This window comes from Clostridium sp. CCUG 7971, from assembly GCF_017590215.1.
In the GTDB taxonomy this organism is placed as follows: domain Bacteria; phylum Bacillota; class Clostridia; order Peptostreptococcales; family Peptostreptococcaceae; genus Faecalimicrobium.
In genome coordinates this window covers 1-16,171 of the sequence record NZ_JAFFPK010000069.1, presented here as the reverse complement: position 1 = coordinate 16,171, position 16,171 = coordinate 1, and the positions used below count along the sequence as shown (strand labels likewise).

The window sequence follows — 16,171 nt, the reverse complement described above, 5'->3', positions numbered from 1 at the left end:
TTTTTTATTTAATTAAATTATATAAGTCCTATATTTAAAGTATAATTTCAGTATTAAATTTTAAAAAGTAAAATATAGTTCATACAATTATATTTCCAAGAATAAATTACTATTAGTAGAAATTTTACCACCTTAAAATTGCAATAAGAAGTAAATTACATATAAATCGTGGGGGGAATAGAATGGATGGAGTATTTAATTTAGGTATAGATATTGGATCAACAACTATTAAAGCAATAGTAAGTGAAAATAATGATATAATTTATAAAGAATACAGAAGACATTACTCAGATATAAAAAAATCATTAAAGGAAGTATTAGTTAATATATATGAGAAAATAGGAGATTCGAATATAACTATTATAATAACTGGGTCTGGGGGAATGGATATATCAAAAGCTTTAAATATTGAATTTATTCAAGAAGTAATTTGTAGCACAAGTGCAATACAGAGATTTTATCCAGATACAGATGTAATAATAGAACTTGGAGGAGAAGATGCAAAAATAACATACTTAAGTGGTGGTATAGATCAAAGGATGAATGGCATATGTGCAGGAGGAACGGGTGCTTTTATAGATCAGATGGCATCTTTACTAAAAACAGATGCAAGAGGTTTAAATGAACTTGCTAAAGATTACAATGTTATTTATCCAATAGCATCAAGATGTGGCGTATTTGCAAAGACAGACATACAACCTCTTATAAATGATGGTGCAAAAAAGACAGATATTGCAATGAGCATCTTTAATGCAGTAGTAGTTCAAACTATTAGTGTATTGTCATGTGGAAGAAAAATAGAAGGTAAAGTTGCCTATTTAGGTGGCCCACTATATTTTTTATCACATCTTAGATATGCATTTAACCAAGCATTAGATTTAGAAGAGAAAGATATAATTTTTCCTGAAGATGCCCAACTTTATGTAGCACTTGGAGCTAGTTTATTATCTAAAGATAAAGGTGAGATAAATATAACGAAACTAATTAAAAATGTTGATAACTTAAAAAATAATAAACTAGATATATCTAATAATTTAGAGCCACTTTTTAAAGATGAAAAAGAGTATGAAGAATTTTTAGATAGACATAGTAAAAATAAGGTAATGGAAAAAGATATAACTGATTTTAAAGGTAATTGCTTTTTAGGAATAGATGCAGGCTCAACAACTACTAAAGCTGCTTTAATTGATGAAGATGGAAACTTACTATACTCTCATTATAGTAGCAATAATGGTAGCCCTTTAGAAACCACATTAAGTGTAATGAAAAAAGTATATGAAGTATTACCATATAAGAGTAAAATAGTGAGTTCAACAGTAACAGGATATGGTGAAGGGCTTATAAAAAAAGCTCTTAAAATAGATTATGGAGAAATAGAAACTATAGCACATTATAAAGCAGCAAAATTTTTCAATGAAAATGTAGATTTTATATTAGATATTGGTGGACAAGACATGAAGTGCTTAAAGATAAAAAATGGAGTTATTGATAATATAATTTTAAATGAAGCTTGTTCTTCTGGTTGTGGATCATTTTTAGAAACTTTTGCAGATTCTTTATCTATGGACATAAAGGAATTTTCTAAAGAAGGAATATATTCAAAAAGACCTGTTGATTTAGGCTCTAGATGTACTGTTTTTATGAATTCTAGAGTTAAGCAAGCTCAGAAAGAAGGAGCAACTATATCAGATATATCAGCGGGTTTATCTTATTCAGTTATAAAAAATGCATTGTTTAAAGTTATAAAAATAAGAGATTTAAATGCGATAGGAGAAAATATAGTAGTTCAGGGTGGAACATTTTATAATGATTTAGTTTTAAGAAGTTTTGAAAAACTTACACAAAAGGAGGTTACAAGACCTAATATATCAGGTATTATGGGAGCTTATGGAGCTGCATTAATATCAAAAGAAAACTACTTTATAGGGTATGAAACTGAGTTAATAGGCGAAGATGAGATAAAGGATATAAAACTAGATATAGAAGTAAAAAGATGTTCTGGATGTTTAAATAATTGTTTATTAACTATAAATAAATTTTCAGATAGAGATTTGTTTATATCAGGAAATAGATGCGAAAAAGGAGAAGCGATATACAGTAAAGACATAGTAAAAAGTAAGACTAACAATATAAATGGATTTAAGTATAAATATAACAGACTTTTTAAGTATAAACCTATAAAAAAAGAAGATGCTACTATGGGTGAAATAGGAATACCAAGAGTATTAAATATGTATGAAAACTATCCATTTTGGTTTACATTTTTTGCAAATCTAGGATTTAGAGTTATATTATCAGATAGATCATCAAAAGATATTTACAAAAAAGGAATAACTAGTATAGCTTCAGAAACAGTTTGCTATCCTGGGAAAATGGTTCATGGTCATATTGAAAATTTAATTGAAAAAGGAATAAATTATATATTCTATCCATGTATAACCAATGAAGTAAAAGAAGATATTAATTCTGATAACAATTATAATTGTCCAGTTGTAATATCATATTCTGAAGTTATAAAAAATAATGTTGAAAGAATAAGGGAAAAAGATATAAAATATATTAATCCTTTTTTAAGTTTAAACAATAAAGAAAAGTTAAAGGGAAGACTTTATAATGAGCTATCAATATATTTTAAAGAATTATCAAGAGAAAGTATAAATAATGCTGTAGAGTTAGCAGCTAAAGAACAAGAAAAATTTAAACAAGATATAATGGATTATGGACAAAGGGCTATAGAAGAAATAAGAAATAATAATATAAAAGGTATAGTTTTAGCAGGAAGACCATATCACTTAGATCCGGAAATAAATCATGGCATACCAGAACTTATAAATTCACTGGATATGGCAGTTCTTACAGAAGATTCAATATGTAATTTAGCAAATTTAAAGCGTCCATTAAGAGTTGTGGATCAATGGGTATACCATTCAAGATTATATAAATCAGCAAGCTTTGTAAAAGACAATGACTATTTAGAACTAGTTCAATTAAATTCTTTTGGATGTGGTATAGATGCAGTTACAATAGATCAAGTACAAGAAATATTAGATGAAGGCGAAAAAATTTATACTGTTATTAAAATAGATGAAGGTAATAATTTAGGAGCTGCTAAAATTAGATTAAGATCTTTAAAGGCAGCTATGCTAGAAAGAGATAAAAATAATATAGATAAAGAACATATAGAAAATAATGAAATAAAATATAAAAAAGGAACTATATCAAAGAATCATACTATTTTGGCACCTCAAATGTCACCAATACATTTTCAATTCTTTGAAAAAGCAATAAACTTAAGTGGATATAATTTGAAAATTTTAAATAACTATAATTCTGAAATAATAGAAGAAGGGTTAAAATATGTAAATAATGATGCTTGTTATCCGTCTATAATTGTTATAGGTCAAATAATACATGAACTAAAATATGGAGAATACGATTTAGATAATTTATCAGTTGTAATAACGCAAACAGGAGGCGGATGTAGAGCTACTAACTATATAGGTTTTTTAAGAAAAGCACTATATGATGCTGGATTTAAAGATGTACCAGTAATATCTTTAAGTGTAAATGGAGTAGAAAAAAATGGATTAATAAAAAATTTAACTATTAAATTAATAAATAGACTGTTTATGGCAGTTATTTATGGGGATTTATTAATGAAAGTATTATATAGAGTAAGACCTTATGAAAAACATAAAGGAAGTGCTAATAATCTATATGATAAATGGGTAAAGATATGTAAAGAGTCATTGGATAAGGCTAGTATATTTACGTTTAAGAAAAATATAAAATCAATAATATATGAATTTGATAATTTAGAAATATTAGATATAAAAAAACCTAAAGTTGGTTTAGTTGGAGAAATATTAGTAAAGTTTCATCCAATTGCAAATAATAATCTAGTAGAGATAATAGAAGATGAAGGTGGAGAAGCTGTAGTACCAGAACTTATAAACTTCTTTTTAAGCTGTTCGCTAAACTCATCTTATAAATACAAATACTTAGAAGGTACAAAAATAAATAAAATGTTAGGTAACTTTGCTATATACATTATTGATATATATCAAAGAACATATAAAAAGGAACTTAATAATAGTAAGAGGTTTAAATCTCCAAATCATATAAGACATATTGCAAAGAATACTGAAAAAATTATATCAATGGGAAATCAAACAGGTGAAGGATGGTTATTAACAGGAGAGATGATAGAACTTATAGAAGAAGGAGTAGAAAATATTATATGTATGCAACCTTTTGGATGTTTACCAAATCATATAACAGGTAAAGGCCAAATAAAAGAATTAAAAAGAGTTTATGAAAATGCAAATATAATACCTATTGACTATGACCCTTCTGCAAGTAAAACTAATCAATTAAATAGAATTAAGTTAATGCTTTCTACTGCATTTAAAAATATATAAAATGTGTAACTAATGTTACGCATTTTATAGTAATAATAGTGTATAATAATGTAAATATAAGGTATAAAGTAATCAAATCATAAAGGAGAACTTGATGTCTAAGTATGGAAACTTACAAAAGATAAAAGATGGAAAAAGAACTTTTGCCATCACTCCACATATACCAGGAGGATTTGTTCTACCTGATACTCTAATAAAGATATCAGAAGTAGCTAAAAAATATAAAGGCATTTTAAAAATTACCTCAGGCCAGAGGATAATGATAACTAACTTAAAAGAAGAAGATTTAGAAACTATTTGGAAAGAATTAGATATGGAGCCAGCGGTAAAGAATCAATATTCAGTAAAAAATGTTGAGATATGCCCAGCGAATTTTTGTAAAAAATCTAAATATCCTACAATAGGCGTAGGAATGAAGATTAGCAAAAATTTTCATGGAATGAGTCTACCAAATAGAACTAAGATAGGTGTTTGCGGATGCCAAAATGCATGTACAAGTGTTTACTCAAAAGACGTTGGTGTTTTAGTTGATTTTCATGGTAAGTTCTTTGTAACAGCAGGAGGAAGTGCTGGATTTAATCCAAGGCCTGCAGATATAATTACTAGAGGTTTAACTGAAAAAGAAGCCTTTTTACTTGTAGAAACTACCTTAAATTACTACAATGAAAATGCACATATGGGTGAAAAACTTGGAGAATTTATTGATAGAATAAGTATTGATAAATTTAGAAAAGATATTTTAGAAAAATCAAATTTAAAGGAGATAATATAAATGATAACTAAAGATATGACAATAGCAGAAATATTAAACAAAAAACCAGAGGCAGCACAAATTCTTATGGGACTTGGAATGGGATGCTTAGGTTGTCCATCAGCTAGTATGGAAACACTAGTAAATGCTTGTGAAATACATGGATTAGAATTAAATGATGTTTTAGAAAAATTAAATCAAAACTAATTAAAATATAAAAACACCGTGATTTAGGTAATATAGCTAAATCACGGTGTTTTTTATATTTATAGTATAAAATTTGAAATAATATAGATAAATATATAAAGCAAGAATTTATAATTGCATTTGAACAAATAATTAGCTATTAATTTACATTTTAATATGTTTAATATGATATAATGATATAGTATTATATGAAAGTAAAGGTGGTCTAGCTATGAAGGCAGTTAACAATGCGATATCATCTGATTACCTGAGGTATAAGGTAGATGAAGATATAAGTATTTATGAAGGAAGGTTTTGTATTTATTTAGATAAAAAATATAAATGTAGTGGAATAATCTATTATAAAATGACACCGCCAGTATCTATAAACTTTAAGGCTCAGATATTATTTATTGAAGATGAAGATGTGGATTTAGATTTAGATTATGATAATGCAATACTTGAAATGTATGGATATAAACCTATATCTGTAACAATAAATACTATAAATGACTTTAATATAGAAGGATATACAAATGACAATTATATAAAATCAAAAAATTCATATGTAGAATATATAGATTTTCACATAATAAATTTAGATAAATTTTCTGGAAATCTTATAAAACACGTGGACAAGTTGTTCGCAGGTAGAATAGAATTTGATATAAATGATTTTACAGTTACTATAGATAAAAGATATGATTATAGGAAAGAATTAAGTGAAGAATTAAAAGCTAAATCAGGTACTATAATAACTCATATAGGGAGAATAAAAAGAAAAGATAATAAAATATTTAAAACCAATAATATGCTAAACTTTTTAGATAGAATATCTAGTAGTTTAAGTTTTATGTGTGGAAGGTATGTAGGAATTTGTTTAGCAAAAGGATACCAAAATAATAATAATGTATTTAGGCTTTGGAGAGAAAATCTTGTAACTCCATTTAAGTTTGTACCTACATGGACTGATACTATATCTAATCATCATAATATAGAAAAATATATGGCTCTTATGTGTAAAAAATTAGAGGATGGATATTGTGGTCCAGCAATAAAGAATGTTATTGATTGGTATATAGAATCTCTTGGTGACATAACTATGGAAAATAATATAATATCTATACAGATAGCTCTTGAAGCGCTATCATATATTATTTTAGTAGAGCAAGAAAAACTATTGTCTGATGAAGAATTTGATAAAAATAGTGCGTCTAAAAATATTAAAATGGTACTAGATATATGTAAAATACCATATGGTAATGATGAACTTGGTCTATTTGATGATTGGACGAGAGCTAAATTTGATGATGGTGTTGATTTAGTTATTTACTTTAGGAATAAAATAGTTCATCCAACTAGAAAAGATAATAGAGCAAGTTTAACTGTTGAAGATATGTGGAATATAATTCAAATAGGAACTAAATATGTTGAACTTATAATGTTATCATTTATAGGATACAAAGGTGAATACTCTAATAGACTTAAAGAAAGATGGTTTGGAGAAGTAGAAGTTGTACCTTGGGGATAAAATATTAAAAAAAGTATTGACAATAATTATTAAAAAAAATATAATAAAAAACAAGAATTGAATGAAGTTATATTAAATGCGTTGATAAGAAATAGTAAAAATAATTTTCTTAAACAGAGAGTTTCCGTTTGGTGAGAGGAGCATTAGAATTTATTTTGAACACATCTTTGAGCAGAACACCGAAAAGATTTTTAATCTTAGTAGACTGTTTCCGGAATCCTTGCACCCGTTATCGTGCTAGAGTATAAGCAAAATATTTGCCGTACTTAAAGAGGTTAGTGTCGTAAGGCATTAATAAAATAAGGTGGAACCACGTGAGTTAACTCCCGTCCTTAGCAACAGCTATAGGAGGGAGTTTTTTTATTGCCTAAATTAGTATAAAAATGAGCCTTAAGCGCGCAAGGCTTATTTTAAAATACAATATCTTTTAAAATAATATTCGAAATATTTTGAAAAGGATGATTAAATATGAAAAATAAATTTAAAATACTTAGTTTATTAACTTTGATAATAACTATGTTAGTAGGATGTTCAAATGATAATAAAAATAAAAATGAAATAGTGGTAGGATTTGATAATGGATTTATACCTATGGGATATATGGATGAATCTTCAGAAATAGTGGGATTTGATATTGATTTAGCCAAAGAAACATTTAAAAGATTAGGTATAAATGTACAATTTCAATCAATAGATTGGTCAATGAAAGAAACTGAGTTAATGTCAGGAAATATAGATGTTATATGGAATGGATACTCATTATCTGAAAAAAGGAAGAAAATAGTATCATATACAGATCCATATCTTCAAAATAAACAAGTAATAGTAACTTTAAAAAACTCAAGCATAAACAACAAAAGCGATTTAAGTGGAAAAACTGTAGGAACACAGCAAGGTTCAACTAGTCTTGAAGCTATAAATAAGGATAGTAGCTTTATAAATTCTATAAAAGATAAACAACCAATTCTTTATGATACCTATGATAAAGTTTTTAGAGACTTAGAGGCCAAGAGAATCGATGCAATTGTTGTAGATGAGATACTAGCTAGATATTATATAAGTAAAAAAGACTCTAGCAAATATAAAATATTAGATGAAAACTTCGGAACAGAAGATTATGTTGTTGCCTTTTCTAAAGATAATATAGAACTAAAAGATAAGGTAAATAAAACTTTGAAGGATATTAAAAAAGATTCAACTTTTGATGAAATATATGACAAATGGTTTAAATAGGAGGAATTAGTATGATACAAGGTCTTACAGTTACATTATCTATATTTTTTATAACATTATTATTAGCACTACCGTTAGGGTTAATGCTGGCATTTATGAGATTATCAAAAAATAAATTAATAAAAAATATATCTAGAACTTATATTTTAGTTTTTAGAGGAACACCATTACTTTTACAATTAATATTTATATTCTTTGGTTTACCGTTAGTAGGAGTAGTATTTAATAGATTTAATGCAGCTATAGTAGCATTTACATTAAATTACGCAGCATATTTTGCAGAAATTTATAGAGGAGCCATATTAGGAATAGACAAAGGTCAATACGAAGCAGCTTTAGTTTTAGGTATGGATAAAAAAACTATGTACAAAAGAATAATACTACCTCAAGTTATAAAGAAAATACTTTCACCTATGTCAAATGAAATAATTACACTAATAAAAGATACATCAATAGTATATACTATAGGTCTCAATGATATATTAAGAATTGCACAAATATCACAAAATCAGCAAGTAAGTTTAATACCATTAATTGAAGTTGGTTTAGTATATTTAATTTTAGTAGGTATTATAACTAAGATATTTAAGATAATAGAAAATAAATATTCATATTATGTTTAGGAGAATGTTATGTTAAAAGTAAATAAATTAAGAAAAATATATAATGAAAATACAATATTAAATAATATAAATTTTGAATTAAAAGAAGGAGAAGCGGGTGTATTGCTTGGGAAATCAGGAGCAGGAAAAACAACAATATTAAGATGTATAAATGGTCTTGAAGAATTTCAAAGTGGAGAAATTATAGTAGATAACGAAAGTATAAAATCAGTAAATGATATAACTAAAATAAGAAAAAATATAGGAATGGTTTTTCAAAATTTTAATTTATTTCCGCATATGACAGTGCTTGAAAATATTATAGAATCTCCAATGAATACATTAAAAATAGATAAAAATGAAGCTATAAAAAAAGCAAAAGAATTATTAAAATTAGTAGATTTACAAGATAAAGAAAATTCATATCCACATGAATTATCAGGAGGACAAAAACAAAGAGTTGCAATCGCTAGAGCGTGTGCATTAAGTCCTAAAATACTTTGTTTTGATGAACCAACATCAGCACTAGATTATGAAAATATAATTAAGGTTATAGATATAATAGATAAATTAAAAAGTGAAAAAATAAGTATCCTTATAGTAACTCATGATAATTACTTTGCTAAGGAAGTTGGAGATAAGTTTATAAAAATTAATAATGGAAATATTGAGGATATTAGTAATATATTGTAAAATGTTTTAAGATGAAAAAATTGGGTAATATAAAAATATATTATAATAAGGAAAGGGATAAACGCAAATGATAAAATTTTACGGGTATTCAAAATGATCTTCAGTTAGAAAGGCCAAGGCTTGGCTTAGTGAAAATAATTTAGAATTTGAAAATATTGAAATAGTAAAAAATCCTCCAACTAAGGAAGAGTTAGAGGAAATGTATAAAGTTAGTGGATATGAACTTAAAAAATTCTTTAACACTAGCGGAGTTAAATATAGAGAATTAGGTCTTAAAGATGTAGTTAAGACTGAGTCTGATGAAAAACTTTTAGAAATTTTAGCTAGTGATGGAATGCTTATCAAAAGGCCTATAGCTTATGATGGTAAAAATGTAGTTATAGGATTTAAAGAAGATGAGTGGAAAGAAAAATTATTATAAAAATAGTAAGACCGCCTATATCAATATATATATATGCGGTTTTTTTATTTCAACTACATTTAAATTTCATCTGATATAGATTTTATCAAATATAATGTAGCTTTTATTTAATGATTCTCATATATAAATCATATTAACAAAATAAGAATAAATTATCATAATAATTAAAAACCACTTTCTTAATTTTAAGAAGTGGTAATAATACTACTAAATAATCCTATTAGGATAATAAAAATGAGATTTTTTGTAAATAAGTCTTCGTATGTATTGTCCTATAGATATAATTACTAAAATTGTAGTAACAAGTGTAATATCAAACTTTAAGACAGATTGAATATATATCAATAAAGTACCATAGCATATTAGTATAAATGTAGTAAAGTTAAGCTCAAATAAAATTCTAACTAATTTACCAAGAGATCTTTCTTTAAATTTATACTTTGATTGAAATATGAACTTAAATAATATATTTAAGTTAAACAAAGTATCTTTTAAACATTTAAGTATAATAGCAGATAAGATTATAGCTGTTAAGAATGATAGATTTATGTTAGTAAATATTAATAAACTAAGCATCATAAATGCTAAAAATATAAAAGTATTTTTAAATATTTTAAAAATAAAAATTATTGCTAAAGCGAATATCATAATTTCGGCTAAAATATCCATAATAAACTCTCCTAAACATTGAATTTATATATATTTTAACCTAGTTTATAAAAAGTATAACTAAAGTAGAGGTTCGTATATATAGATATTAGGTAGATTGGTTAAGACTAAGTATTTACCATTTCTAAGGTCTAACATATTTTTCTTTTTAGATAAGTATTCAAGTCTTTTCATTATAGTCTTTACATCAACTCCAAGTATTTCAGCCATATCATGAAAACAAGTTACATTGCTATTTACTAAATTAATAATCTCTTCTTCTGAAACTAAAGTAAATGAAGCCCATCTAGTAGCCTTATTTTCACATCTAGCTATATCTAATTTATCTTTATATGTTTTTATACTATTTATGGAATTTCCGCAACTAGTAAAATGATGTCCTAATTCTTCAGCTAGAACCTCAATTAATTTATAGTTATTCTTTTTAAGAGAAGGATCTAAGAAGATCATATTAGGTAGTCCTTCTTTTTCTATAGTTAATCCTAAACATCCTATTTCTTTTAACCCCATCCAATGTATATTAATTTTTTCATTTCTAGCTAATTCAAATAATTTCTCTAATTTATTCATAATACCCCCTAAATAAATGTGTTCTATAAAATGTTCCGAATTTACGTTCGATTAATTTCCCAAATAAAAGAGCAGAATAACTGCTCAGGCTAATAATATTTATGATTTATTTATTATATTTCAACTTTATCATTTCTATATATTCATTTATCTTTTCAATGGCTTCATCTGGAAGGTTATCAATATCTCCTATTCTATGTGCAGATATAGTTGTTATACTTTCATCTAATTTAGTTTTTTCTATATTTGAGTTTCTTTCATCTGTTCTTCCAAGAAGGTAGTCTACTGATACTTCAAAATAATCTGCCAATTTAGATAAAGTAGCACTATCTGGATTCCTATTTCCATTTTCCCAATTTGATACTGTTTGTTTTGTAACGCTAAATATTTTTGCAAATTCAGCTTGGTTTAAGCCAGTCTGCAAGCGTTCATATTTAAGTATTTCAGCAAAATTCATATAAGTGCTCCTTTCACTATATTTCACAGTATATTATAAACGATTTGTTGATTTTATTAAACTGATTATAACAAAATGAATACTTTTTGTAGTGAAATGTAAAAAAATTGTTGACAGTAAACTATACGTTGACTATAATTAAGATATGAAAGACAACAAAATGTTGACATGGAGGTGAAGAAATTGTTAAGTCGTAAGCTTAAAGCTGCAAGAGAGTTAAAAAATGTAAAACAATCAGAAGTAGCTGAATTTCTAGAGATAAGTCCAAATACATATTGGAACAAAGAGAATGGAAAAACTGAATTTACAATATCAGAAGCTAAAAAGCTGTCAGAATACTTTGATATATCAGTAATGGAACTTTTTTTTAACAACTCAGACAACGTAAAGTTGACTTAAGGAATAATAAAAAGTATAGATTACTTTTTCAGTAAAAAATGTATATAAAATAGGAGCGTTATGAAATGTAAAATTTAGTAAGATTAGAAAAATTTCAAGGAGATTTAGTAGCCATGACGGATAGTTTACAAGTAGCAAGCGAGCTAGCCAAAGGACATAAGACTATAATGAGAGATATAAGAGCGCTTATTGAAAAATTAAAAAGTGAAAATGTAACAAAAGAGATAGCACAGTATAATTTTGTACTATGCACATATATAAATTCTAAGAATAGAGAAATGGCAATGCACTTAATTACTAAAGAAGGATTTTGAAAATCTTATGTTTACATATAACGGGATAAAGATGGTAGTAAGGAAGGCTAAATTTATAAGAAGATTTCATGAAATGGACTAAAGAATTAAAAATCTACATTTAGGAATGTCAAAAGAACTTCAAGCTATATTTACTATAGATAACTGTATTCCTAATTATAGTAGATATGAGAAAGGAATAATATCAGGTCTTGAATTTAATATAAATGAAATGCAAAAGGGGCTAATTTATTAAGTGAGTATGAGTCTAAAGATACAGAAAATATAGTAAAAGATATAGAGTTTACAGAGCTCAAAGATAATCAAACATCTCTATTTGAGGATACAAGCAATGAAATTAATATCTATGACATTACTAGCGGATACTATCATAGCTTTGATAGTATCGCTAGTAATGTAAAACTCATAATAAAGAAAAAGTAGGTAATAGAATGTCAAATAAAAAATACTATTGGTTAAAGCTTAAAGAAAATTTCTTTGATGAAGATACTATAGCTTGGGTTGAAGAACAAGAAAATGGAAAAGAATATTGTTTATTTTACTTAAAGCTATGTTTAAAATCTTTAAAAACAAACGGATTACTTATAAGAAATGTTGGAAGTATGTTAGTTCCATATGATGCGAAACAACTATCTAAGGTAACTAATACAGAAGTAGATACTGTAGTTGTAGCAATGGAACTTTTTAAAAGAATTGGATTAGTTCAAATATTAGAAAATGGAGAAATATATATTGCTCAACTTCAAAATATGGTTGGAAGTGAAACCTCTAAAGCTCAACTTATGAGAAATAAAAGAGAAAAAGATAAAAAGAAAGAAGATAGACTTGAATGTGGTAACAATGTTACTAAGTTGTTACCGATAAGTTACTCAGATGAAGAAAATTGTGACACAGAGGTAGATATAGAGAAAGAATTAGAGAATAGAGAAAGAGATAAGAGAAAAGAGATAGATATAAAAAAAGAAGAAGATATTATGTATGTAGATAGCTCTGAAAACTTGAAAAAATTTAGTAGACTATATGAACAAAATATAGGACTTATAAATGGAGTATCAGCAGAATGGATAAAAGAAATGTCTGAAAGAACCGATTATAAGTTGTTTAAAAGAGCAATAGAAATAGCAACAGATAGAAATAGATGTAGATTAGATTATGTAAAAGGAATTTTAAAACAATGGACAGATAAAAATATTATAAAGCTTGAGCAATTAGAAGCTTATCAATTACAAAATAAAAATCAAAAGGGAGTGAAGTCAGATGTCAGAGGAAGAGAAAGAAATGTTGAAACAGAGAGCCCAAAATATGATAGAACAAGTGAAGAAGCAAGAAGAAATGAACTCCTTGAGGCATGCAGAAGAGCAGCTAGAGAAGAGTAGCTACAAGTGTGAAAAATGCAGAGATATGCTTTTTATATTGCAAGGTGATGGATCAGCAAAGGAATGTGAATGTAGGCAAATAAGAATAGCAGAAGAAAAACTAAAAGCATCTGGAATAAGTGAAGAGTTTAGAAATAAAAGATTTGAAAACTATAAGTATGACAAAAGTACGAAAATGATGGAAGCGTTCTTAACAGCAAAAAACTATTCTAAAAAATTTGAGTATATTAGAGCTGCTCGTAGAAATTCATGTTTACTTAGTGGACAAGTAGGTAGTGGTAAAACACATTTAGGAATGTCTATAGCCAATAATTTGTTGGATAAGAGCATAGGAGTTATATATATGCCTTATAGAAGTATTATAACTAATTTAAAGCAATCCATAACTGATGAATATAATTACCAAAGAGAAATTCAAAGATATAAAAATGCTCAGGTACTTCTAATAGATGATCTATTTAAAGGTCGAATAACTGAATCAGATACTAATATCATCTATGAAATTGTAGATTATAGATACTTTAAAAATCTGCCAATGATAGTTACTACTGAAAAGACAGTAGAAAACCTATTAGATGTAGATGAAGCTATAGGAAGTAGGCTTTATGAAATGAGTAAAGATTATGTTGTAACTATGCAAGGTAAGGAATTAAATTACAGAGTTTATGGGGGCTAATGCTTACTAGAAAATATAAATTTAAAATATGATCTGATAAAATATCATGAAACTTTTTAGTTAGATTAAATACTTTTTTATTTTATTAAATAATAAAGGTTTAACTTTTTTGATTTGCATATTATGCCTACATTTTAAATTAAATTCGGATTTATATTCCGTGAAAAGTTATAACATAAAATGATTACATATAGGAATAATCACAGTGAATTGAGAATATTTATACAAAATATATAATATGAAGAGGATATACATGGATATTGAAAATACAAGGATAAATGCTTTAGTTGAGTGAAAGTAATTGATAATTTGAAAAAGGAACTAGGATATTTACATGAGGAATTTGGCAATGACAAAGCCACTGTATGCATGAATCAATATATCAGTGGACTAATTGAAGAAAAGAATAGATTAAGGTGAGAAAATATGGAACTATCAAATGTAAATAAATTAATACAAAAGGCATATGAGATATGGAAAGATGGGTATGACGTTTTAACTGCATTACAAATTGCAGAAGAAGAATTAACTAAAGAAGAGAATAACTAGGGGGAAAGATAATGATTGTAGATTTTAAATATGTACAAGAAGTACAAAAGAATTTCTTAGAGCATTTAAAAAAGAAAAAAGGTATAAATTATCAAGATGATAAATTCAATGTGCCTATGTGGCTTATATTAGCTCTTCAAACTGAGCTTGGAGAAGTTACAAATGCAAGTCAAGTCAATAAGTGGTGGTTCAAAGAGAAGATTAATAGAAAGCGCTTAATAGAAGAGTTATCAGACTTATTAAGCTATATAGGAAGTTTAGCGAATACATTAGAAGTAGAATTAGTTTTAAATATAGAAAAAGTTCAAGTAATAGCTATAGAAAGTACAGTTAATAATTTAGCTTATAGAATAACAACTTTAAACAGGAATAAAAGACATGCTAGGAGTACATTAATTAACTATATAATACCTTTATTTATAGAATTAGTTTACTCATTAGGATATAACTTAGATGAATTGGAAGAAACTTATAAGTGTAAAATGGGTGAGAAATATTTAAGGTTTATATAGGTAAGATAAAGTTAAACAATGAAAAAGATTTGAACAATGGAATAAATGAATTAATACTATATACAAGTATATAAAAAGAACACATACAAAGAAATATAAACATGATGTATAGGGAGACTTATTAGGTTTATATGATACTATTTCAAAATAGGAAATCAAGGATGGAAGTATATATAGAAAATATATAGGAGGCGAGATATTATGAAAGATATTAATTTAGAAGATAGATGTTTTAAATTTACGGAGAAGATTTTATATAATTATAAACACATGGAAAGTCATATAGAAAGTTTAAAATCATTAAAAAATGATATAACAGCTGGAGATAAAGTAGCATTGAGAGCTATAACATATGATAATATAAAAGTATCACCTACATATAAAATATCTAATGCTGTCATGGACGGAGTAATAGATCCAGTTAAAACTATTCAAGAAATAGATATAGATATATATCATGAGAATAGTTTAAAGAAGAAAATCGATAGAGCTATAAATAATCTAGACATAATTAGAAAAGAGATAATAAAGCTAAGATATGAGGAAAAGAAAAGTTGGTTGGAAATGTCACAGGATTTATATTATGATGAAAAAACACTAAGAAAATACAAAAATGAAGCTATAAAGAGTATATCAATAGAGTTATTTGGTAGTAAAGTCTTTAAAGAAGAAGAACCTACATTATTTGATATGCTAGTTATTTAGAGTATATGTTTTTATATCTATATTGATAAAAGATAAAGAAATAGAAGAACTTAAAAGAAATAAAGCTAAAAATAGCCTAAGATTAATAAAATGTATCCTATAGAGT

At 26.3% G+C, this 16,171-nt stretch carries 18 protein-coding genes, 1 pseudogene and 1 other annotated feature; of the genes and pseudogenes, 16 read left to right on the top strand and 3 right to left on the bottom strand.

Annotation, left to right across the window (positions count from 1 at the left end):
* Nucleotides 1-182: 182 nt before the first annotated feature.
* The 8 genes and pseudogenes from JWF52_RS10060 to JWF52_RS10025 all read left to right on the top strand — a co-directional run.
* Nucleotides 183-4,421, top strand: a complete 4,239-nt coding sequence (locus JWF52_RS10060; RefSeq protein WP_208333433.1) for a 2-hydroxyacyl-CoA dehydratase — start codon at nt 183-185, stop codon at nt 4,419-4,421.
* A 94-nt stretch (nt 4,422-4,515) separates the two neighbouring features.
* Nucleotides 4,516-5,193: a ferredoxin-like domain-containing protein gene (locus JWF52_RS10055; RefSeq protein WP_208333432.1), complete on the top strand. Its 678-nt coding sequence runs from the start codon at nt 4,516-4,518 to the stop codon at nt 5,191-5,193.
* Nucleotides 5,194-5,379: a DUF1858 domain-containing protein gene (locus JWF52_RS10050; protein ID WP_042274902.1), complete on the top strand. Its 186-nt coding sequence runs from the start codon at nt 5,194-5,196 to the stop codon at nt 5,377-5,379.
* Between the two features lie 211 nt (nt 5,380-5,590).
* Nucleotides 5,591-6,889 (top strand): YopA family protein, encoded by a 1,299-nt coding sequence (locus JWF52_RS10045; RefSeq protein WP_208333431.1) that lies wholly within the window; start codon nt 5,591-5,593, stop codon nt 6,887-6,889.
* A gap of 72 nt (nt 6,890-6,961) precedes the next feature.
* Nucleotides 6,962-7,226: a binding site (T-box leader), on the top strand.
* 131 nt (nt 7,227-7,357) lie between these two features.
* Complete coding sequence (locus tag JWF52_RS10040; RefSeq protein WP_208333430.1) at nt 7,358-8,122, top strand: amino acid ABC transporter substrate-binding protein; 765 nt, start codon at nt 7,358-7,360, stop codon at nt 8,120-8,122.
* Between the two features lie 11 nt (nt 8,123-8,133).
* A complete protein-coding gene (locus JWF52_RS10035) occupies nt 8,134-8,745 on the top strand; it encodes an amino acid ABC transporter permease (RefSeq protein ID WP_208333429.1) in 612 nt (203 codons plus the stop codon).
* 9 nt (nt 8,746-8,754) lie between these two features.
* Nucleotides 8,755-9,417 (top strand): amino acid ABC transporter ATP-binding protein, encoded by a 663-nt coding sequence (locus tag JWF52_RS10030; protein WP_208333428.1) that lies wholly within the window; start codon nt 8,755-8,757, stop codon nt 9,415-9,417.
* A 97-nt stretch (nt 9,418-9,514) separates the two neighbouring features.
* Nucleotides 9,515-9,838: pseudogene (locus JWF52_RS10025) on the top strand (Spx/MgsR family RNA polymerase-binding regulatory protein); the annotation flags it as partial.
* A gap of 207 nt (nt 9,839-10,045) precedes the next feature.
* On the opposite strand, the gene JWF52_RS10020 reads toward JWF52_RS10025, so the two are convergent.
* The 3 genes from JWF52_RS10020 to JWF52_RS10010 form a co-directional block, all read right to left on the bottom strand.
* On the bottom strand, nt 10,046-10,507 hold the full coding sequence (locus JWF52_RS10020; protein WP_208333426.1) for a hypothetical protein: 462 nt from the start codon (nt 10,505-10,507) through the stop codon (nt 10,046-10,048).
* A 60-nt stretch (nt 10,508-10,567) separates the two neighbouring features.
* Nucleotides 10,568-11,077 carry an ImmA/IrrE family metallo-endopeptidase gene (locus JWF52_RS10015; RefSeq protein WP_208333425.1) on the bottom strand — a complete coding sequence of 170 codons (510 nt, stop codon included), beginning with the start codon at nt 11,075-11,077 and terminating at the stop codon, nt 10,568-10,570.
* Nucleotides 11,078-11,183: 106 nt separating this feature from the next.
* On the bottom strand, nt 11,184-11,534 hold the full coding sequence (locus JWF52_RS10010; RefSeq protein WP_208333424.1) for a helix-turn-helix domain-containing protein: 351 nt from the start codon (nt 11,532-11,534) through the stop codon (nt 11,184-11,186).
* A 183-nt stretch (nt 11,535-11,717) separates the two neighbouring features.
* Between JWF52_RS10010 and JWF52_RS10005 the strand changes: the two genes are divergently transcribed.
* From JWF52_RS10005 to JWF52_RS09980, 8 genes are all read left to right on the top strand, one after another.
* The gene (locus JWF52_RS10005; protein WP_454093732.1) at nt 11,718-11,933 is read left to right on the top strand and encodes a helix-turn-helix transcriptional regulator; all 216 of its coding nucleotides are present in this window, start codon (nt 11,718-11,720) and stop codon (nt 11,931-11,933) included.
* A gap of 113 nt (nt 11,934-12,046) precedes the next feature.
* Entirely contained in the window at nt 12,047-12,247 is a 201-nt protein-coding gene (locus JWF52_RS10000) for a Rha family transcriptional regulator (RefSeq protein ID WP_208333422.1), read from the top strand.
* Between the two features lie 106 nt (nt 12,248-12,353).
* The gene (locus tag JWF52_RS19290) at nt 12,354-12,482 is read left to right on the top strand and encodes a hypothetical protein (protein WP_286184094.1); all 129 of its coding nucleotides are present in this window, start codon (nt 12,354-12,356) and stop codon (nt 12,480-12,482) included.
* A gap of 196 nt (nt 12,483-12,678) precedes the next feature.
* Entirely contained in the window at nt 12,679-13,623 is a 945-nt protein-coding gene (locus tag JWF52_RS09995; protein WP_208333421.1) for a phage replisome organizer N-terminal domain-containing protein, read from the top strand.
* Entirely contained in the window at nt 13,550-14,299 is a 750-nt protein-coding gene (locus tag JWF52_RS09990) for an ATP-binding protein (protein ID WP_286184093.1), read from the top strand. Before JWF52_RS09995 ends, JWF52_RS09990 begins: the two co-directional genes overlap by 74 nt.
* A 426-nt stretch (nt 14,300-14,725) precedes the next feature.
* A complete protein-coding gene (locus JWF52_RS19285) occupies nt 14,726-14,848 on the top strand; it encodes a hypothetical protein (RefSeq protein WP_286184092.1) in 123 nt (40 codons plus the stop codon).
* Between the two features lie 11 nt (nt 14,849-14,859).
* Nucleotides 14,860-15,360, top strand: coding sequence for a dUTP diphosphatase (locus JWF52_RS09985; protein ID WP_208333419.1), 501 nt, complete (start codon nt 14,860-14,862; stop codon nt 15,358-15,360).
* A gap of 201 nt (nt 15,361-15,561) precedes the next feature.
* A complete protein-coding gene (locus tag JWF52_RS09980) occupies nt 15,562-16,065 on the top strand; it encodes a DUF722 domain-containing protein (protein WP_208333418.1) in 504 nt (167 codons plus the stop codon).
* Nucleotides 16,066-16,171 lie beyond the last annotated feature (106 nt).